Consider the following 19,627-nt stretch of genomic DNA (forward strand, 5'->3'; position numbering starts at 1 on the left):
GCGGGCTGAGCGGGCCGAGCGAGCGACGGCGGGTCGGGTCGCACACCCCCACCTCCGGGGGCCTGGCCAAGGCCGCGTTGCCGTACGCCGACGCGGCCGCCTCCGAGGCGGTGCAGGTCTACGTCTCCAACTCGCGGGGCTGGGCGCTGCCGGCGGGCGACCCGAAGCAGGACGTGCTGTTCCGGGACGGCTGCGGCGAGCGCGGCCTGCCGGTCTTCATCCACGCCTCGCTGCTGGTCAACCTCGGCTCCCCCACCCCGGCCACGGTCGAACGGTCGACGGAGACGCTGGCGCACGCGCTGCGCCGGGGCCGGGCCATCGGCGCCGAGGCCGTGGTGTTCCACGCCGGCAGCGCGGTCGACGCGGGCCACGCCGAGGCGGCCATGCGGCAGGTCCGCGCGGCCCTGCTCCCGCTGCTGGACGAGAGCGCGGCCAGCGGTGGTCCCATGCTGCTGGTCGAGCCGAGCGCCGGGGGCGGCCGGTCGCTGGCTTCCCGGGTCGAGCACCTGGGTCCCTACCTCGACGTGGTGGACCGCCACCCGATGCTGGGCGTCTGCTTCGACACCTGCCACGCCTGGGCGGCCGGGCACGACCTGGCGGCCGAGGGCGGGATGACCGCCACGCTGGACGCGCTGGTCGCCGCGGTGGGCGCGGACCGGCTGAAGCTGGTGCACGCGAACGACTCGAAGGACCTGTGCGGCTCCACGCGCGACCGGCACGAGAACATCGGCAAGGGCACCATCGGCGAACCGGCGTTCGCCGAGCTGATGCGCCACCCCGCCACCGCCGGCGTCCCCGTCCTGGTGGAGACCCCGACGGAGAAGCACGAAGGCCACGCCGCCGACATCGCGAACCTGAAACGCCTCCACCCCTGACCCCGCCCGGGCCCCGGGGTCGATCAAGAGGTTTGCGTCGAAATCTGCGTCCCGGACGACGCAAACCTCTTGATCAACAAAGGTCAGGCGCGGAGCAGGCGGGCGAGGATCTCCACGGCGTCGTCGATCTGGGCGTCCGAGACGTCCATGTGGGTGACCAGGCGGGCCGTGCGTGGGCCGAGCACCGAGATCAGCAGGCCCCGCTCCCGGGCGGCCGCCGCCAGGGCGGGCGCGTCGAGCGGGTGCTTGGTCAGGTCGAGCGGAACGATGTTGGTCCGCACCACGGTCGCGAGCACCCCGTGGGGCGCGACCGCCTCGGCGAGCCGGGCCGCCTTGGCGTGGTCCTCGGCGAGCCGCTCGACGTGGTGCGCGAGCGCGTACCGGCCGGCGGCGGCCAGGATGCCGACCTGCCGCATGCCGCCACCCATCCGCTTGCGGACGAACCGTGCCCGCGCGATCTTCTCGGCGCTGCCGACCACCAGCGAGCCGACCGGGGCGCCGAGGCCCTTGGAGAGGCAGACCGAGAGGGTGTCGAACAGCGCGCCGTACTCGGCCAGCGGCACCCCGTCGGCGACGTGCGCGTGCCAGATCCGGGCGCCGTCGCAGTGCAGCGCGAGCCCGTGGCCGTCGGCGACCCGGCGCAGCTCACGCAGGGTCGCGAGCGGGATCACCCCGCCGCCGCCCCGGTTGTGGGTCTGCTCGACGGCGATGGCCCGGGTCGGCACCGCGAAGTAGCCGTCCGGCCGGACCATCCCGGCCACCACCTCGGGGTCGACGTCCGCGCCCACCGCCGGCCAGGTCCGCGAGGAGATCCCGCCGTACGCCGCCGCGGCGCCGATCTCGTACGTGACCACGTGCGCGTCGGCGTCGCAGAGCAGCTCGTCCCCGGGCGGGACGACGAGCTGGAGGGCGATCTGGTTGGCCATCGAGCCGCTCGGGGCGAACAACGCCGCCTCGTGCCCGAAGAGCGCCGCGACCTCGGCCTCCAGCGCGGCGACGGTCGGGTCCTCCCCGTAGACGTCGTCGCCGACCTCGGCGGTCGCCATGGCCTCGCGCATCCCGGCGGTCGGCCGGGTCACGGTGTCCGAACGAAGGTCGATGAACTCAGCCACGATGATCCTTTCGGCTGCCGACTGCGGGGCTCGCAAGCTCACTCCTCGCGTCAGCCACGCAACATCTCCGCAACGAGGAAGGCCAGCTCCAGCGACTGCTGGGTGTTCAGTCGCGGGTCGCAGGCGGTTTCGTACCGGTCGGGCAGGTCGAGGTCCTCGATGCCCTGGGCGCCGCCGAGGCACTCGGTGACGTCCTCGCCGGTCAGCTCGACGTGCAGGCCGCCCGGGTGGGTCTCCAGGCCGCGATGCACCTCGAAGTAGCCGAGCACCTCGTCGACGATCCGGTCGAAGTGCCGGGTCTTGTAGCCGTTCGAGGACTCGTGGGTGTTGCCGTGCATCGGGTCGCACTGCCAGACGACCTTGGCGCCGGCGGCGGTGACCTTGGCGACGATCGGCGGCAGCGCGTCCCGGACCCGGTGGTTGCCCATCCGGCTGATCAGCGTGAGCCGGCCGGGGATGTTGTCCGGGTTGAGCTTCTCGCAGAGCTCGATGGCCTCGTCCGGGGTGGTGGTCGGGCCGAGCTTGACCCCGATCGGGTTGGCGATCCGGGAGATGAAGTCGAGGTGCGCGCCGTCGAGCTGCCGGGTGCGCTCGCCGACCCAGAGGAAGTGCCCGGACAGGCCGTACGCCCGGTTGCCGGAGATCCGGGTGAGGGCCCGGTCGTACTCCAGCGCCAGCGCCTCGTGCGAGCAGTAGAGGGTGACCGTGCGCAGCGCCTCGTCGTCGGTCATCCCGCAGGCGCGGATGAAGGCCAGCGCTCGATCGATCTCCCGGGCGATGGCCTCGTAGCGCTCGCCGGCCGGGGACTGCTTGACGAAGCCCTTGTTCCAGTCGTGCACCGCGTGCAGGTCGGCCAGCCCACCGGCCAGGTACGCCCGGAGCATGTTCATGGCGGCGGCCGAGTTGGCGTACGCCCGGATCATGCGCTGCGGGTCGGCGACCCGCGCCTCCGGCGTGGCCTCCAGCGAGTTGATCATGTCGCCGCGGTAGGCCGGGAGGCCGCGCGCGTCGGTCGGCAGCGACCGGGGCTTCGTGTACTGGCCGGCGACCCGGGCGACCTTGACCACCGGCAGGGACGCGCCGTAGGTCAGCACGATGGCCATCTGGAGCAGGGTGCGGGCGTTGGCCAGCAGGTGGCTCTCGGTGTTGTCGGCGAAGGTCTCGGCGCAGTCGCCGCCCTGGAGCAGGAACGCCTTGCCCTCGCAGACCAGCGCCAGCCGCTGCCGGAGCTGGTCGACCTCGTAGGGCGCGACCACGGACGGCACGGTGTCCAGCACCTTGCAGACCTCGGCGACCTGCTCCTGGTCGGGCCAGGGCGGGGTCTGCGCGCGCGGCAGCTCGCGCCAGCGGTCCAGGCCGAGGGCGGCGTCCTCGGCGGAATCGGCGGTCGGGCGACTGGTCTGGAGCCCCGGGCTGCCCACGGCGGGGTGACTCAGCTGGTGCCACTCATGGCGCATGGAGGAAAGCGTACGGCGACCGCCGGGGCGGCTCACCGTCGAGGGGGACGGTTCCGGTGGTTGGGAGATCAGCGCCACATCGGCAGAGCGCCGCAGGTCGGGGCCGGTCCGGGATCAGGGGGTGACCGCCGGCGACGGGGTGTTGCCGCCCGGCGTCTCGCCCGCGATGCACCAGTCGGCGCCGCTGCGGGTGACCGTGAACAGCAGCGAGCGGGTGGCCTTGCGGGACCCGACGGCCACGGTGACCGAGGTGCTCACCTCCTCGCCCTGCGGGCCGGACCGGACGTCGGTGATGGTGGCCTGCGGGACGGTGAAGTGGTCGGCGAAGTCGCCGTTCGGCCCGGTGGCGGCCGCGTCGAAGGCGCTCTGCATGGGTGCGCAGAGCTGGCTGCGGCCGGCGTCGACGTCCTTGGCCGCCATCGCGTCCAGGTACGCCTGGACCCGCTCCCGGCTCTTGGCCGCCGCCTCCTCGGCCGGCGCCCGCTGGGATCCGCTGGCCGGGCTGTCCGGGGCGTCGTCCCCGCCGCCGAGGCCGCAGCCGGCCAGCGTGACCGGCAGGAGCGCGAGCAGGGCCGCGCCGGCCACCGCCCTCGGGTGCGTCAGGCCCATCGGTCCCCTTCCATCGGCGCGGACATCGGGACATGCCGAGCGGCGAGTCTGTCACATCGACACCGCCGGATGCCGGTCCGCCGGGCCGCCCGGGGGCGCCCGCCGCCCGGCTCCGCGACGGCCGTCCCATCCTCGCCCGGATGGTCCCGGCCGGCCAGAGCGGCACGCGGATCGGCGTCCGCCCGCACGGAATGGACGCCGGGCCGGCCGGCGCCGACAATGGCGTACCCCCGAAGGAGGTGATTGGCCATCCTCGCCGTGGCATCGGTCGACACCGCCTGGCTGCCCCCGGCCGAGCGGTTCGACTTCTGGCAGGACCTGGTGGCCCGCGAGTCGGCGGCCGCCCGGATCAGCACCGCGCACGCGGGCGACTTCGCCGCCTCGGCCCGGGCGGTCGACCTGGGCGTGGTCCGGCTCGGCGCCTGGCGGTACCCGTCGCTGGAGCTGGCCCGTACCCCGAGGTTGATCCGCAGCTCGGACCCCGAGCTCTACCAGCTCGTCCTGCCGCTGAACGGCCACGGCGTGGTGTCGCAGCAGCGGCGGTCGGGCCGGCTCGGCCCGTCCGGTTTCGCCTTCATCGACACCGTCCGCCCGCACGGCTCCCGTCAGGTGCCGGACCGGGCCGCCGACCGGCTGGAGACGCTGACCGTGCTGGTGCCGCACCGGGCGCTGCCGCTGCCGCCGCGCCGGGCGGCGGCGCTGCTCGCCGCGAAGGTCCCCGCCGATACCGGGATGGGTGCCCTGTTGGCCACCTTCCTGCGCCGGCTGGTGGCCCACCCCGAGCAGTACGACGCCTCGGACGCGCCACGGCTCGACCGGATCGCCCTGGATCTGATCGCCGGGACCCTGGCCCGGCATCTGGAGGCCGAGCGGGAACTCCCGGTGGAGGTGCGGGTCACCGGCCTGCGGGCCCGGGTGGAGGCGTGGATCCGGGAGCACCTGGCCGACCCCGGGCTCACGCCGACCGTCGTCGCGGAGGCGCACCACATCTCGCTGCGCGCACTGCACCGGCTCTTCGACGACACCGGCACGAGCGTGGCGGCCCTGATCCGCACGGCCCGGCTGGACGGCTGCTTCCGGGACCTGGCCGACCCGGGGCTGCGGCACCTCGCCGTCCACCAGGTCGCCGCCCGCTGGGGCTTCCGGGACCGGGCGCACTTCAGCCGCGCGTTCCGTGCCGCGTACGGGTTCTCGCCCCGCGAGCACCGGGCGCGCAGCATCCGTACCTGAACGGGACACCGCGCGGGGAGGGGCCGGTGCGGCCCCTCCCCGCCGGGTGGGTGGTGCGTCGGCCCTCGGCTCAGCCGAGACCGCCCTTGATGGCGCCGATGAGCTCACCGTTGCTGGTGTCTCCGGAGAGCTCCCAGAAGAACGCGCCACCGAGGCCCTGGTTCTTCGCGTAGGTCATCTTTCCGCCGATGGTCGACGGGGTGTCGTAGCTCCACCAGTTGCTTCCGCACTTGGCGTAGGCGGTGCCGCCGACCGTGCCCGTGGCCGGGCAGCTGTTCTTGAGCACCTTGTAGTCCTCGATGCCCTGCTCGTAGGTGCCGGGCGCCGGGCCGGTGGCGGTGCCGCCCGGGGCGGTCTGGGTCACCCCGGTCCAGCCCCGGCCGTAGAAGCCGACGCCGAGCAGCAGCTTGTCCGACGGCACGCCCTTGGACTTGAGCTTCTGGATCGCCGCGTCGGCCCAGAAGCCCTGCTGCGGGATCCCGGTGTACGAGTAGAGCGGCGAGTGCGGCGCGGTCGGCCCCTGGGCGTTGAAGGCGCCGAAGTAGTCGTACGTCATCGGCATGAGCCAGTTGAGGTACGGCACCGCGCCGGCGTAGTCGGTCGCGTCGATCTTGCCGCCGTTGCTGCCGTCCGCGGTGATCGCCGAGGTGACCAGGAAGTTGCTGCCGAACCTGCTCCGCAGCGCGCTGACCACGTTCTTGAAGGCGTTCGGGCCGCTGCTGTCGCACTGGAGGCCGCAGGCGTTCGGGTACTCCCAGTCGACGTCGATGCCGTCGAAGACGTCCGCCCAGCGCGGGTCCTTGACCAGCGCGTAGCAGGAGTCGGCGAACGCGGCCGGGTTCTGCGCGGCCTGGGTGAAGCCAGCGGACCAGGTCCAGCCGCCGAAGGACCAGAGCACCTTCAGGTTCGGGTACATCTTCTTCAGCTTGCGCAGCTGGTTGAAGCTGCCGCGCAGCGGCTGGTCCCAGGTGTCGGCCACGCCGTCGACGCTGTCCGCCGCGGTGTACGCCTTGTCGTAGTCGGCGTAGCTGTCGCCGATGCTGCACCGGCCGCCCGTGGTGTTGCCGAAGGCGTACAGGATGTGGGTGAGCTTGGCCGCGGACCCGCTGGTGTGGATGTTCTTGACGTGGTAGTTCCGGCCGTAGACGCCCCACTCGGCGAAGTAGCCGACCACCTTCTTGCCCCCGCTCGGCGGGGTCGTGGTGGGCGGCGTCGTGGTGGGCGGGGTGGTCGTCGGCGGGGTCGTGGTGGGCGGCGTCGTCGTGGGCGGGGTCGTGGTCGGCGGGGTCGTCGTCGGAGGAGTGCCGCCGCCCGAGCAGGACCCGCCGTTGACCGTGCAGTTCAACGGCGCCTTGTACGCCCCGGTGCCGTTGTAGCCCCAGCTGAAGCTGGCGCCCGCGGCGAGCGGGCCGGCCCAGCTCTTCTTGACCGCCACGTAGTGGTTGCCGCTGCTGGTGACGTCGGCGTCCCAGAAGCTGCTGATGGTGGTGCCCGCGGGCAGGTCGAACTCGATGCGCCAGGTGTCCACGCTGGCACTGGTGCCGTTGGTTACGGTCACCTTCCCCTCGTGCCCGGTCCCCCAGTCCTGCACCTTGGTGAACGTGGCGGTGACGCTGCCCGCGGCGGAGGCGGTCGCCATCGGCACCGCCGCGACCGCGAGCGCGACCACGGCGCCGGCCCAGAGGGCCCGGCGGAGCGATCTCTTCATACGGCGTCTCCCCAAACAGTTAGGAAACTTTCCAGATTGGATGCTGAGACGCTACTCACGCGTCATCACTTCGTCAAGATGTAGATGCATCGATTCATCGGGTCGGCCTCCGGGCGGCCTCCGCGGCCCCGTAGCCTCGTCCCATGACGGTTTTCGACGTGCAGATCGACGCTCTCAACGGCGGCCCGGCCGACCTCGGGCGCTACCGCGGCCGGGCCCTGCTGGTGGTCAACGTGGCGTCCCGCTGCGGCCTCACCCCGCAGTACGCCGGCCTCCAGGCCCTCGCCGACGAGTACGCCGAGCGGGGCCTCACCGTGCTCGGCGTGCCGTGCAACCAGTTCGCCGGCCAGGAGCCCGGCAGCGCCGCCGAGATCGAGGAGTTCTGCCAGGTCAACTACGGCGTGACGTTCCCGCTCACGGAGAAGGTCGACGTCAACGGCCCGCACCGGCACCCGCTCTACGCCGAACTCGTGTCCACTCCCGACGCCGAGGGGCACACCGGCGACGTGCGGTGGAACTTCGAGAAGTTCCTCGTGGCGCCGGACGGCACCGTGGCCGCCCGGTTCGCCCCGACCGTGACCCCGGACTCCCCCGAGCTGCGCGCCGCCGTCGAGAAGGCGCTGCCGGTCGGCTGACGTCCTTTGTAGGGAACTTTCCTTGACCGCCCATCGAGCTGTAGCTAAATTTCAATGACCTCGGACGAGGAGGTCATGATGGAGCGCAGAAAGTTCCTGGCCGGCGCGGGCGCGGTCACCGCGGGTGCGGTCGTCGCGGCGGCCCCGGGCACGGCCGCACCGGCGGTGCCCGGAATCCGCCGGGTGGCGACCGGCCTGGACGTGCTGGTCGGTTCCGGCTTCGCCGAACTGGACGGCCAGCGGGTCGGAGTGGTGTCCAACCCCACCGGTGTGGACTCGGCCTACCGGCACCTGGTCGACCTCATGCACGAGTCGGGCGCCGTGCAGGTCGTCGCGGCGTTCGGCCCCGAACACGGGTTCCGCGGCTCCGCCCAGGCCGGCGGCAGCGAGGGCACCGGGACGGACGCCCGCACCGGCATCACGGTCTACGACGCGTACGGCGCCAGCCAGGCCAAGTGGGAGAGCCTGTTCACGACGGCCGACGTGGACACCGTCGTCTTCGACATCCAGGACGTCGGCGCCCGGTTCTACACCTACATCTGGACGATGTACACCTCGATGGTCGCGGCGGCCCGCGTCGGCAGGCGGTACGTCGTGCTCGACCGGCCAAACCCGGTCGGCGGCCGCGCGTACGGGCCCATGATGACGCCCGCCTACACGTCCGGCGTGGGGTTGAAGGAGATCGTCCAGCAGCACGGCATGACCGTCGGCGAGCTGGCCCGGTTCTTCAACGCGGAGTTCCTGCCCGCCGACGCCGGCCGATCCGTCGAGCTGGAGGTGGTGCGGTGCCGGAACTGGAAGCGTGACAAGCTCGCCGCCGACACCGACCTGCCCTGGGTGATGCCCAGCCCGAACATGCCCACACCCGACACGGCGCTGGTCTACCCGGGCACCTGCCTGTTCGAGGGCGTCGCGTCGATCACCGAGGGGCGGGGCACCTGCCGGCCGTTCGAGCTGATCGGCGGGCTCGCCGGCGACTTCGACCACCACTGGGGAGACCGGCTCAACGCCCGGAACCTGCCGGGTGTCGAGTTCCGCGAGGCGTACTTCTCGCCGACGGCGGCCGGGCAGAAGCCGGCCCTGCTCAACAAGCTCTGCGCCGGCGTCGAGGTCAAGGTCGTCGACCGGGCCGCCTACGACCCGATCCGCACCGCGGTGGCGATGCTCGTCGAGGCGCGGAAGTACCCGGCCTTCGCGTGGCGGTACGACTCGTACGACGCGGTCCGGCCGTACTGGGTGGACAAGCTGACCGGCTCGCCCCGCCTGCGCACGATGATCGACGCCGGAGCCGACGTGGACGACGTGGTCGGCGCCTGGGCCGACGAGCTGGCGGCGTTCGACCGACGCCGGCGCCCGTACCTGCTCTACTGAGCCGACGACGGGGCCCGGGGTGCGCACCCCGGGCCCCGCACCGGTCAGCCCGCGGCGGAGCGGAAGACCGGGTAGTAGCCGCCGGACTGCCCCGCGGCCGTCGGGTGGTACGAGACGGTGAGGTTCAGGTAGTTCAACGCGTGCAGCCACTTCTCGCCGTAGCTGCACAGCTGGTGGCCCACGAAGATCGAGCGGACGTCGGCGAACGTGAAGCCGGCCGAGGTGGCCGCCGTGCGGGTGATGTCGTCGACCAGGTTGATCCCCTCGTTGATCTTCGCCCGCGAGGTGGCGCTGAGCCCGACGCAGACCGTGCCGAGCTGGTAGAAGACCGGGTAGCCGACGACCACGACGCGGGCGGAGGGCGAGCGGCTCCGGATGCCGTTGTAGACGGTGGCCAGCTTGCCGGGAAGCTGCGTGCGGGCCTTGTCCTCGGCGGCCTGGATCGCCGCCACGCACTGGGTCTCGCCCTGCAGCACGCAGGTGCTCATGATGGTGGAGAAGCCGACGTCGTTGCCGCCGACCGTGACGCTGACCAGCGTGGTGGTCGAGGAGAGCGCGGAGAGCTGGTTGTTGACGACGTCCGTGGTGGTCGCGCCGGAGCAGGCGACCGACCGGTACGAGGCCGGCCGGATGTTGGTGTTGTAGAGCGCCGGGTAGGCGTTGGTGCTGCGCAGGCAGGACCCGCTCTCGGAGGTGTAGCTGTCGGCGCCGACGCCGGAGGCGTACGAGTCACCGAGGGCGACGTAGCGGTCGGTCGGGGCCGCCTGGGCGGGGGTGGCCAGGGTCAGCGTGGCCCCGAACGAGGCGGCCAGGGTCAGGGCGAGGGTGGCAAGACGGGATCTCCGCACGTCGCACTCCTGGGGGTGGGAAGTGGTGGTGCGAGATAGATATCAATGAATCGGACCCGGACGGAAGATCAACGTTTCGCGCCGGTTGCCCATAGACGCTTATTGATACAAATCGTTGTCATGACGGTGATCGGAACTGAAGGATTTCGCCACCGCGCGGGGCGGGCTAGGCTCGGCGGGTGCGGTTGATCACCGGGGACGACATCGCGGCGGCCGAGCGGCGCCTGGACGGGCGGGTCGTCCGCACGCCACTGCTGGACGCGCCGGCCCTCGCGGCCGACCTGGGCCTCCGGCTGGCCGTGAAGGCCGAGAACCTCCAGCACACCGGCAGCTTCAAGGTCCGGGGCGCCACGAACGCCCTGCTCGCGCACGGCGAGCGCGCCGGCACACCGGCCGGGCTGGTGGCCTTCTCCGCCGGCAACCACGCGATCGCGGTGGCCCACGTCGCCCGCGCCGCCGGGCTGCCCGCGGTGGTCTGCATGCCGCCGCACGCGGTGCCCGCCAAGCTGGCCGCGGTGCGCCGGCTCGGCGCCGAGGCGGTGCTCACCGACGACCTGCTGGCCACCGCCGAGGCCGTCGCCGCCGAACGCGGCTTCCACCTGCTCGCGCCCTTCGACGACCCCGACGTGATCGCCGGTCAGGCCACCGTGGGACGGGAGATCCTGGCCGACGGGCCACCCCCGGACGTGGTGCTCGTCCCGGTGGGCGGCGGCGGGCTGATCAGCGGGATCGCCGCGGCGATCCGGGCCGGGTCACCGCGCACGCGGATCGTCGGCGTGGAGCCGGACGGGGCCAACGCGATGTCCCACGCGCTGCGGACCGGGACCCACACCCTGCCGGGCCGCCCCGCCTCGGTCGCCGACGGCCTGGCCGCCCCGTTCGCCGGGCGGCACACCCTGGCGCACGTCCGGGCGCTGGTCGACACCGTGGTCGAGGTGCCCGAGGCGGCCGTCCTGCCCGCCTGGGCGGACCTCGTCGAGGCCACGAAGCTGCTGGTCGAGCCGGCCGCCGCGGTCACCCTGGCGGCGCTGCGCGCGGGGCTCGTCGAGGTGGCGCCCGGCGAGCGGACGGTCCTGGTGCTCAGCGGCGGCAACGTCGCCCCGGCCGTGCTGGCCACGCTCGGCTGACGGACCGGCTCCCGCGCGTCGGACCGGGCGGCTCGCGCGTCGGACCGGACGGCTCCCGCGCGTCAGACCGGGCGGCGGCCCGGTCGGTTCTCCGCCGTCACACCGGCCGGCGGCCCGCGAAGCCGCACTCCACCCGGTGGTACCAGCGGATGTCGGTGTCGCCCTCCAGCCAGCACCAGAGCACGGCCCGGCCGTCCCGCTCACCGGGGAAGTCGAGCAGCACGGGGGCGATTCCCTTGACCTGGATGCCGTGCTGGTGGAACTCCTCCACGACGGCGTGCAGCCGCGCCTCCAGGGCCTTCACCTCGGCCAGCCCACCGAGCGCGCTGACCCCGTGGTCGGCCAGGTCGATCCGGAGTTCGGCGAGGTCGGCGCGGAGCCGGATCAGCTCGTCGACGCGAGGCCGCAGGGTGGCCACCAGGTGTCGCGCCTGGGCGAGAGTGAACACCGCGCCAGTATGGGACACGCCGCCCGGGACCGGACCCCGGTCGCCGTCCGGGGCGCGCGGGTCAGTCGGCCTGGGCGGCCAGTTCGCGGGCCCGGTCCCGGGCCGCCTCCAGGGCCGCCAGCATGGCCGCGCGGACGCCGTGGTTCTCCAGCTCGCGGATGGCGTTGATCGTTGTGCCGGCCGGTGAGGTGACCGCCTCGCGGAGCTTCACCGGGTGCTCGCCGGAGTCGCGCAGCATCACGGCCGAGCCGATGGCGGTCTGCACGATGAGGTCGTGCGCCACCTGGCGGGGCAGGCCGAGCAGGATGCCCGCGTCGATCATGGCCTCGACCAGCAGGTAGAAGTAGGCCGGGCCGGAGCCGGAGAGGGCGGTCACCGCGTCCTGCTGGGACTCGGGCACCCGGAGGGTGGCGCCGAGCGGCTTGAACATCTCCTCGGCCAGGGCCAGGTGCGCGCCGGTGGCGTGCGCGCCGGGCGAGATCGCGCTCATCGCCTCGTCGACCAGGGCCGGCGTGTTGGTCATGACCCGGACCACCGGGGTGCCCTCGGGCAGCCGGCGGTTGAAGAAGGCGGTGGGCAGGCCGGCGCAGAGCGAGATCACCAGCTTGTCGGCGGGCACCTTGGGGCCGATCTCGTCGAGCAGCGCGCCCGCGTCCTGCGGCTTGACGGACACGGCGAGCACCTCGGCCTCGTCGACCGCGGTGAGGTTGTCCACCACCCGGACGCCGTACCGGGCGGTCAGTTCCTCGGCGCGGGCGGGCCGCCGGGCGGTGGCGAGCAGCCGCTCGACCGGCCAGCCGGAGCGGAGCAGGCCGGAGAGCATGAGCTCGCCGATCTTGCCCGCGCCGATCACCGCGACCGTGTGCACCTCGGGTGCCATGAGCCGTACCCCTCTCGGTGGAGGTGTGGGCGCGGCGGGCCCGCCGGGGACCCGCCGCGCCGCCGCCGTCGTCAGCTGCCGAAGAAGACCTCGGCCTCGGCGTACCGCTCCAGCGGCACGGTCTTCAGCTCCCGCGTGGCCTCGGCCAGGGGGACGCGGACGATGTCCGTGCTCTGCATCGCGACCATCTTGCCCCAGTCGCCCTCGTTGGCGGCGTCGATGGCGTGCAGGCCGAGCCGGGTGGCGAGCACCCGGTCGAAGGCGGTCGGGGTGCCGCCGCGCTGGATGTGGCCGAGCACCACGGTGCGGGCCTCCTTGCCGGTCTTCGCCTCCAGCTGCTCGGCGAGCCACTGGCCGATGCCGCCGAGGCGGACGTGGCCGAACGCGTCGAGCTCCTGGTTGTGCAGCACCATCTGGCCGTCCAGCGGCTGGGCGCCCTCGGCGACCACGACGATCGGGGCGTACTGGTGCTGGAAGCGCTTCTCGACGTACCCGGCGACCTGCTCGACGTCGAACTGCCGCTCCGGCAGCAGGATCACGTTGGCGCCGCCGGCGAGACCGGCGTGCAGGGCGATCCAGCCGGCGTGCCGGCCCATCACCTCGACGACCAGGGTGCGGTGGTGGCTCTCCGCCGTGGTGTGCAGCCGGTCGATCGCCTCCATGGCGATGTTGACGGCGGTGTCGAAGCCGAAGGTGTAGTCGGTGGCGCCGAGGTCGTTGTCGATGGTCTTCGGCACGCCGATGACATGGACGCCCAGCTCGTGCAGCTTGGTGGCGACACCCAGGGTGTCCTCGCCGCCGATCGCGATCAGCGCGTCCACACCCTGCGCGGCGAGGTTGTCCTTGATCCGCTCGACGCCGCCGTCGATCTTGAAGGGGTTGGTCCGGGACGAGCCGAGGATGGTGCCGCCGCGCGGCAGGATCCCGCGGACGTCCGCGATGCCCAGCGGCTTGGACAGGCCCTCCAGCGGGCCCTTCCAGCCGTCGCGGAAGCCCACGAACTCGTGACCGTAGGTGGCGACGCCCTTGCGGACCACCGCCCGAATCACCGCATTGAGACCAGGGCAGTCGCCGCCGCCGGTGAGCACGCCGATACGCATGATCTGCTCATCCTCCTGGAGCATCAGGTGAAGCCCGGATAAGCCCCAGGATATGTGTCAGATCAGACCATCGGCGCCGTTGCCGGCCCGGGGCGGGCCGTCAGTGCGCACTGTAGTCGGCGTGAGTGCCCGCCGACACCGCGCCCCGGCCCGTTCCGGCCCCCGGACCGGCTACCGGTCAGTAGCTGACCTCGTGGTTCTCCCCCGCCTTCGGCGGCTGCCCGGTGACCGCCGCCCGGGCCAGGCCGAGCAGGTTCACCACCGTGTTGCCCGGCGCGTCCCAGTACTCGGCCGAGCCGGCGTGCACCCGGATCAGCGTGATGCCCGGGGTGTCCAGCCCGTCCGGGAACCAGGCCTTCAGCAGCGGGTTCCACAGCCGCTCGGCCCGGGCCCGGTCCCACTGCTCGACGGCGGTGCCGGCCACCGACACCCAGGCGTGGTGCCGCTGGTCGGAGAAGCCGACGTTGACCTGCGGGTTGACCCGGATCTGGCGGACCTTCGCGGAGTCCGCGTACGCGAAGAACCACAGGTCGCCGTCGAACTCCGCCTCCTGGAGCCCCATGGGGCGGCTGACCAGGCGCCCGTCGACGGCGGTGGTGGTCAGCAGGCAGATGCGCGCGTCCCGGATCAGCTCGGTGACCCGGCGGCGGCCATCCTCGGCGCTGGTCGGCTGCTGGCTCATGCGCCCCTCCCTCGCGATCGGTTCGATGCGAACCGTGCCCGGGACAGAACCGGTCAAACCTGTCGACAGCTCACCGGGCGGTCATGGCCCGCCAGCGGGCCAGGTTGTGCCGGGCGTCGACCAGCGCGTCGTGCCGGTCCGCCTCGGCGTCGGGCAGCCGCGGCCGGCCCCGGTCGTCCCAGAGCTGGCGCAGCTCCTTGGTGAACCGCGGGATCTCCCGGGGCAGCGCCGGCATGGCGCCCCAGAGCTGGGCCAGCACCACGTGGTCGTACGCCGCGTACCAGGCCCAGAGCTCCAGCTGCTCCCCCGGCCGGTCCCGGACCGGGGCCATGAGGAACTCGTAGAGGTCGTCGCGGATCCGCTCCCGGGACCGCCAGGCCCGGTCGGCCGGCGACGGGAGCTTGTCCAGCACGTTGCGGCGCACCCACGGCACGGCCCGGGAGTCGTCGAACTCGGTGGAGACCGCGTAGAACTCGCGGCCGTACTCGTCGACGACGCCGATCGACACGAGGTCGACGATGCGGCCGTCCTCGATGAACTCGCAGTCGTAGAAGTAGCGGTAGACCATCCGCACCATCCTCGCCCACCACCGTCACCCGCCGGTCGCCGGGGCGTCCGCCGCGCCGCGACGGCAGGCCAGGCCAGCTGGGGACGGTCACGGAAGTGTCTCCAGGGGTGTACAGCACGCGACCGGAGCGTCATGATCTGATGTGTACCGCTACCGGGACGCCGAACCGGTTGAGATGCCTCGTGCCGGGTTGAGAGCTCCACCCGGTGCGCGGGTTGTGGTCCTTGACCGGGGAGGGGTTGGGCCGTGGAGATGCGCCTTCCGGAGCCGGGTGACGCGCTCACGGGCGTCGAGATGTTCGCCGGGCTGGAGCCGGAGGTGCGGCAGCGGGTCATCGCCGCGGCGGTGCCGCGCACCTACCGCAAGGGCCAGCTGCTGTTCGTCGAGAACGACCCCGGCGAGTCGCTGATCGTGCTGCGCCGCGGCGCGGTGGCGGTGTTCCGCACCGCACCCACCGGCGAGCGCGCGGTCCTGTCGGTCATCCGCCCGCCGGATGTGCTGGGCGAGGTCTCCCTGCTGGACGCCTCGACCCGGTCGGCGTCGGCCGAGGCGATCGAGGACTGCGCCGCGCTGGCGCTGTCCCGGCCGGCGTTCATGGAGCTGGTGCACTCCAACCCGCGCATCCTCGACGCGGTGATGCGCTCCCTCGGCCAGCTGATCCGGCGGCTCACCGAGCAGAACGCCGACCACGTCTTCCTCGACCTGCCCGGCCGGGTGGCCAAGACGCTGGTCCGGCTGGCCGGCGAGAGCCAGGCCCCGATGATCACCATCGAGCTCAACCAGAGCCAGCTCGCCGAGATGGCCGGCGGCTCGCGGCAGAGCGTCAACCAGGCCATCGGCTCCTTCGCCAGCCGGGGCTGGCTGCGCACCGAGGGGCGCCGGATCGTGGTCACCGACGTGGCCGCGCTGCGCCGCCGCGCCGGCATGAACGACCGCTGACAGCGGGCACACGGAAGGGCCGGGGCGTGCCGCCCCGGCCCTTTCGTCGTGTCCGGCCGGCTCAGACGCCGGCGCTGCCCGGACCCGCCCACGCGGTGGTGCTGCCCGGGCCGGCCCACTCGCTGGTGTCCTTGCCGCCGCCACCGGAGCCCTCGCTCACGATGCCCTCGGCCTGGAGGGAGGCGAGGGTGGCCGCGTCCACGTCGACGGACTCCCCCGCCACGTGGGCGATCCCGTCGCCGTCGGTCCAGTCGCTCTCCAGCTTCACGTACACCATGGTTGGTCCCCCTTGATCGCGGTCGTCGTCGTCCGGCGGCCTGAATGTAGTCGCCCGGCGGCCCTCCCTGCCGCCCGGTGGAGTGTCCACAAGCCAACAGCCCGGTACCTGACACTGCCGGCGGGCGTAATACTCACCGTGACGCCGCGGGGGACGGCGCCCGGCCCGGACCGGCCGGAAGATCCAGTGGAGGCCTGACATCTCCGCGCAGTGTGACCGTTGTGGACGTACCGCGAGCGACGGCGACCGCTTCTGCGGTGGCTGCGGCGCCGAGCTGGGTGCCGTCTGCCCGCACTGCCTGCGCCCGCTCGCCGCCGACGTGACGTTCTGCACCTCGTGCGGCGCGCCGCGCGCCGGGGCCCGGCAGCCGGTGCCGGCGCCACAGGAGGACCGCCGGCGGGTCAGCGTGCTCTTCGTCGACCTCATCGACTTCACCCCGTACGTCGAGCGGGCCGATCCGGAGCAGGTCCGCGGCATGCAGACCGGCTTCTTCTCCGCGGCGAAGCGGGTCGTCGGCCAGTACGGCGGGGTGGTGGAGAAGTACATCGGCGACGCCGTGATGGCGCTCTTCGGCGCGCCGGTGGCCACCGAGACCGACGCGCTGCGCTGCGTACGGGCCGGGTTGGAGCTGCAGCGGGTGCTCACCCGGTACGCCCCGAGCGGCCACGACGAGCTCCGCTTCCGGGTCGGGGTGGCCACCGGCGAGGCGCTGGTGGACGTGGCCGCGGCCCGCGACGGCGGGCAGGCCATCGTGGCGGGGGACGTGGTCAACACGGCGTCCCGGATGCAGTCGGTGGCCCCGCCCGGCGGGGTGCTGGTCTGCGGCGTCACGCACGCGCTCACCAAGGACGCCATCCGCTACGAGGAGCAGCCGCCGGTTACCCTGCGCGGGCGCTCCGCCCCCACCGAGGTCTGGCTGGCGCTGGCCCCGGTACGCCGGCAGCCCACCGACCGCGAGCCGGACGTCACCCCGCTCATCGACCGCGAGCACGAGCTGGGCCTGCTGGTCAACGCGCTGCACCGCTCGCTGCGTGACCGGCTGCCCCAGGTGGTCACCGTCTTCGGCCGGGCCGGGCTGGGCAAGAGCCGGCTCATCCGGGAGCTGCACCGGCACGCGGGCCGGCTGGTCGACGAACCGCTGACCTGGCGCACCGGGCGGTGCCCACCGTTCGGCGAGAACGTCACCTTCGCCGCGCTGGCCGACATCGTGAAGACCGAGGCCGGGATCCTCGACACGGATCCGGCGTCCACCGCCGCCCAGCGCCTCACCGCGGCGGTCGCCGAGCTGGTCGGCCCGGCCGAACGGGACCGCCTGGTCGACGCGCTGCGCCCGCTGGTCGGGCTCACCGGCACCGCCCTGCCCGCCGAGGAGGCCGAGTCGGCCTGGCGGCGGTTCCTGCTCGCGCTCGCGGCCCGGCGCCCCACCGTGCTGGTGTTCGAGGACCTGCACTGGGCCGACGACGCCATGCTGCGGTTCGTCGAGCTGCTCGGCGCCGCCGCCCGGGACGTGCCGCTGCTGCTGCTCTGCACCGCCCGCCCGGAACTGGTCGACCGGGACCCGAGCTGGGCGGGCACCATCACCGGCTCGGTGACGATCACCCTGCCCCCGCTGCGGGACACCGGCATCGCCTCGCTCTACGCGCACATGTTCGGCCAGGCCGCGTTCCCCGCCGAGATGCTCAGCCCGCTCGTCGAGGTGGCCGGCGGCAACCCGCTCTACGCCCACGAGTACGTGCGGATGCTCATCGAGCAGGGCGCGCTGCGCCAGTCGGGGCGCGGCTGGTCGCTGGAGAAGCACCTCGACCTGCCCATGCCGGAGAGCGTGCACGCGGTCATCGCCAACCGGGTGGACCTGCTCGACGCCAAGGATCGCGCGGTGCTGCTGGCCGCCTCGGTGGTGGGCGTGCAGTTCTGGCCGGGGGCGGTGGCCGCCGCGCTGGGCCAGCCGGTGGAGGCGGTGGAGCGGGCGCTGCGGCGGCTGGAACAGCGGGACTTCGTGCACGAGCAGGCCGCGTCCACGATGGCCGGCCAGCCGGAGTTCCGGTTCCGCCACGTGCTGGTCCGGGACGTCTGCTACCAGCGGCTGCCCCGCACCGAGCGGGTGGCCCGGCACGAGCGCACCGCCGACTGGCTGGACGCCCTCTCGCACACGCGGGACACCGACCTGGCCGAGGTGCTCGCCCACCACCGCTGGGCGGCGCACGAGATCGCCCGCACCCTGGGCATGGACACCCAGCGCTACGCCGGCCCGGCGCGCGCCGCGCTGCACCGGGCGGCCCGCCGGGCGTACGCCCTGCACGGGCTGGACGCGGCGGCGGCGCACGCGGGCCGGGCGCTCGGCCTGGCCGACGACAGCGACCCGGTGGGCCGCCTCCAGCTGGAGCTGTTGAGCACGGAGATCTCCTTCTACCGGGACGGCAACGCGTTCCTCTCGGGCGGCGGGCCGGAGCAGCTGCACGCGCTCGCCGACCGGCTGCACGCGCACGGCGACGAGGCCTGCGCGGCGCGGGCCTGGACGCTGCTCGGTCAGGCGGCCTGGCTGCGCGCCGACCGGAGCGCCGCGGTGGCCTGCCTGGACCGGGCGGTGGCGTTGTTCGAGCCGCTGCCGGACAGCCCGCAGAAGGCCGACGCGTACGCCGAGCTGGGCCGGCTGCACATGCTCAACTACGAGCGGGACGCGGCGGTGGCCGCCGCCGAGACCGCGGCGGAGATCGGCGAGCGGCTGGGGCTGTCGGAGACCCGGACCAACGCCCGGATCACCGCCGCCACCGCCCGCTACCAGGCGGGCGACCGGTCCGGCCTGGACGACCTGCACGCCCTCGTGGAATACAGCCGGGAGCAGCAGCTGATCGCCCTGCACCGGGCGGTGCAGAACCTCGCGTACGCGGTCCGCGAGGAGGGCGACTGGCTGCGCTCGGACGCCGTGCTGACCACCGCGCCGGCGCGGACGGCGAGCGGGCAGACGCTGACCACCAGCTACTCCGGCGAGGCCATGCGGGCCTACTTCGACGGGGACTTCGGCCGGGTGATCACCGCGGCGGACGCGTTCGTGGACACCCCGACCGGCGGCTGGGACATGCAGGTGCGCGGGCTGCGCTCCTGCCTGCTGGTGCTGCGCGGGCAGCCGGTGCCGCCGGCGCCCCGGCCCGCGCCGAGCCCGCGCGACGGCGCGGCCCCGCCCCGGCACCGCGACGACGTGGCCGCCGCGCTGGACAGCGCGCGGCGCAGCGGCTTCCACCGGCCGCACTGGACCATGCTCGGCATGGCGGCGCTGTGCCGGGCGTTGCAGGGCCGGGCCGAGGAGGCCGCGGAGCTGCTCGACGAGCTGGCGGAGACCTGGTCGGCGGTGCCCGCGCTGGCCAGCGGCGAGTGGATCGCCGCCGCCGCGTACGCCGCCGCCCTGGCCGGCCGGGACGCGGCGGTGCGGGTCCGGGCCATGCTGGACCGGCTCGACCACCGCACGCCCTGGTCGGAGGCGGCGCTGCGGACGGTCACCGGTGCGGTCGCGGCGGCCGACGGCGACCACCGGCGGGCGGCCGAGCTGCACCTGGCCGGGGCGGAGATCTACGCCGGTATCCCGGACGTGACCGACCGGATGCTGGCCCTCGCCCTGGCGGCCGCCGAGCTGGAGCTGGCCGGTGACCCGGAGCCCGCCCCGCTCGGGGAGGTGCGGGCGTTCGCGCAGCGCAACGAGGCACCCGGGCTGCTGGCCCTGGCCCGCCGCCCGGTGCCGGACGCCGGGCCGGCGGTCGCCTGCTGAG

The 19,627-nt window shown here is 73.6% G+C and carries 18 protein-coding genes; 7 read left to right on the forward strand and 11 right to left on the reverse strand.

The features are described 5' to 3' along the window. The first annotated feature begins 5 nt into the window (after positions 1 to 5). Complete coding sequence (locus GCE86_RS16890) at positions 6 to 875, forward strand: deoxyribonuclease IV (protein WP_154230541.1); 870 nt, start codon at positions 6 to 8, stop codon at positions 873 to 875. Between the two features lie 83 nt (positions 876 to 958). Here GCE86_RS16890 and GCE86_RS16895 read toward each other — a convergent pair whose 3' ends face one another. The 3 genes from GCE86_RS16895 to GCE86_RS16905 all read right to left on the reverse strand — a co-directional run bounded on the left by GCE86_RS16895 (position 959) and on the right by GCE86_RS16905 (position 4,053). Continuing rightward, complete coding sequence (locus GCE86_RS16895) at positions 959 to 1,933, reverse strand: threonine aldolase family protein (RefSeq protein WP_204342678.1); 975 nt, start codon at positions 1,931 to 1,933, stop codon at positions 959 to 961. Between the two features lie 104 nt (positions 1,934 to 2,037). Beyond that, entirely contained in the window at positions 2,038 to 3,444 is a 1,407-nt protein-coding gene (locus tag GCE86_RS16900; protein ID WP_151465666.1) for a class II 3-deoxy-7-phosphoheptulonate synthase, read from the reverse strand. Between the two features lie 114 nt (positions 3,445 to 3,558). Beyond that, the gene (locus GCE86_RS16905) at positions 3,559 to 4,053 is read right to left on the reverse strand and encodes a hypothetical protein (RefSeq protein WP_154227867.1); all 495 of its coding nucleotides are present in this window, start codon (positions 4,051 to 4,053) and stop codon (positions 3,559 to 3,561) included. Positions 4,054 to 4,296: 243 nt separating this feature from the next. Between GCE86_RS16905 and GCE86_RS16910 the strand changes: the two genes are divergently transcribed. Continuing rightward, on the forward strand, positions 4,297 to 5,283 hold the full coding sequence (locus GCE86_RS16910; RefSeq protein WP_154227868.1) for an AraC-like ligand-binding domain-containing protein: 987 nt from the start codon (positions 4,297 to 4,299) through the stop codon (positions 5,281 to 5,283). A gap of 70 nt (positions 5,284 to 5,353) precedes the next feature. On the opposite strand, the gene GCE86_RS16915 is transcribed toward GCE86_RS16910, so the two are convergent. Beyond that, positions 5,354 to 6,991, reverse strand: a complete 1,638-nt coding sequence (locus GCE86_RS16915; protein WP_154227869.1) for a glycosyl hydrolase family 18 protein — start codon at positions 6,989 to 6,991, stop codon at positions 5,354 to 5,356. Between the two features lie 143 nt (positions 6,992 to 7,134). Here GCE86_RS16915 and GCE86_RS16920 point away from each other — a divergent pair, with 143 nt between their 5' ends. Continuing rightward, positions 7,135 to 7,626 carry a glutathione peroxidase gene (locus GCE86_RS16920; protein ID WP_154227870.1) on the forward strand — a complete coding sequence of 164 codons (492 nt, stop codon included), beginning with the start codon at positions 7,135 to 7,137 and terminating at the stop codon, positions 7,624 to 7,626. Positions 7,627 to 7,680: 54 nt separating this feature from the next. Next, positions 7,681 to 8,997: an exo-beta-N-acetylmuramidase NamZ family protein gene (locus GCE86_RS16925; protein ID WP_275587199.1), complete on the forward strand. Its 1,317-nt coding sequence runs from the start codon at positions 7,681 to 7,683 to the stop codon at positions 8,995 to 8,997. 44 nt (positions 8,998 to 9,041) lie between these two features. Here the strand turns inward: GCE86_RS16925 and GCE86_RS16930 are convergent, their stop codons facing one another. Next, positions 9,042 to 9,845, reverse strand: coding sequence for an SGNH/GDSL hydrolase family protein (locus GCE86_RS16930; RefSeq protein ID WP_154227871.1), 804 nt, complete (start codon positions 9,843 to 9,845; stop codon positions 9,042 to 9,044). A 179-nt stretch (positions 9,846 to 10,024) separates the two neighbouring features. Here GCE86_RS16930 and GCE86_RS16935 point away from each other — a divergent pair, with 179 nt between their 5' ends. Next, the gene (locus GCE86_RS16935; protein WP_154227872.1) at positions 10,025 to 10,972 is read left to right on the forward strand and encodes a threonine ammonia-lyase; all 948 of its coding nucleotides are present in this window, start codon (positions 10,025 to 10,027) and stop codon (positions 10,970 to 10,972) included. 97 nt (positions 10,973 to 11,069) lie between these two features. On the opposite strand, the gene GCE86_RS16940 is transcribed toward GCE86_RS16935, so the two are convergent. The 5 genes from GCE86_RS16940 to GCE86_RS16960 all read right to left on the reverse strand — a co-directional run bounded on the left by GCE86_RS16940 (position 11,070) and on the right by GCE86_RS16960 (position 14,650). Beyond that, complete coding sequence (locus GCE86_RS16940; protein WP_154227873.1) at positions 11,070 to 11,420, reverse strand: DUF2203 domain-containing protein; 351 nt, start codon at positions 11,418 to 11,420, stop codon at positions 11,070 to 11,072. 61 nt (positions 11,421 to 11,481) lie between these two features. Beyond that, positions 11,482 to 12,300, reverse strand: coding sequence for a pyrroline-5-carboxylate reductase (gene proC, locus GCE86_RS16945; protein WP_154227874.1), 819 nt, complete (start codon positions 12,298 to 12,300; stop codon positions 11,482 to 11,484). Positions 12,301 to 12,371: 71 nt separating this feature from the next. Continuing rightward, the gene (locus tag GCE86_RS16950) at positions 12,372 to 13,400 is read right to left on the reverse strand and encodes a 6-phosphofructokinase (protein ID WP_107076612.1); all 1,029 of its coding nucleotides are present in this window, start codon (positions 13,398 to 13,400) and stop codon (positions 12,372 to 12,374) included. A gap of 178 nt (positions 13,401 to 13,578) precedes the next feature. After that, entirely contained in the window at positions 13,579 to 14,082 is a 504-nt protein-coding gene (locus tag GCE86_RS16955; RefSeq protein ID WP_154227875.1) for a pyridoxamine 5'-phosphate oxidase family protein, read from the reverse strand. A 70-nt stretch (positions 14,083 to 14,152) separates the two neighbouring features. Continuing rightward, the gene (locus tag GCE86_RS16960) at positions 14,153 to 14,650 is read right to left on the reverse strand and encodes a polyadenylate-specific 3'-exoribonuclease AS (RefSeq protein ID WP_154230543.1); all 498 of its coding nucleotides are present in this window, start codon (positions 14,648 to 14,650) and stop codon (positions 14,153 to 14,155) included. A 246-nt stretch (positions 14,651 to 14,896) separates the two neighbouring features. Between GCE86_RS16960 and GCE86_RS16965 the strand changes: the two genes are divergently transcribed. Then, positions 14,897 to 15,589 (forward strand): Crp/Fnr family transcriptional regulator, encoded by a 693-nt coding sequence (locus GCE86_RS16965; RefSeq protein ID WP_091268212.1) that lies wholly within the window; start codon positions 14,897 to 14,899, stop codon positions 15,587 to 15,589. Between the two features lie 61 nt (positions 15,590 to 15,650). Here GCE86_RS16965 and GCE86_RS16970 read toward each other — a convergent pair whose 3' ends face one another. Continuing rightward, positions 15,651 to 15,866 carry a hypothetical protein gene (locus GCE86_RS16970; protein ID WP_154227876.1) on the reverse strand — a complete coding sequence of 72 codons (216 nt, stop codon included), beginning with the start codon at positions 15,864 to 15,866 and terminating at the stop codon, positions 15,651 to 15,653. Between the two features lie 199 nt (positions 15,867 to 16,065). Here GCE86_RS16970 and GCE86_RS16975 point away from each other — a divergent pair, with 199 nt between their 5' ends. Next, positions 16,066 to 19,626 (forward strand): ATP-binding protein, encoded by a 3,561-nt coding sequence (locus tag GCE86_RS16975; RefSeq protein ID WP_244317311.1) that lies wholly within the window; start codon positions 16,066 to 16,068, stop codon positions 19,624 to 19,626. The last annotated feature ends 1 nt before the right edge of the window (position 19,627 follow it).

This window comes from Micromonospora terminaliae (assembly GCF_009671205.1).
Classification (GTDB): Bacteria; Actinomycetota; Actinomycetes; order Mycobacteriales; family Micromonosporaceae; genus Micromonospora; species Micromonospora terminaliae.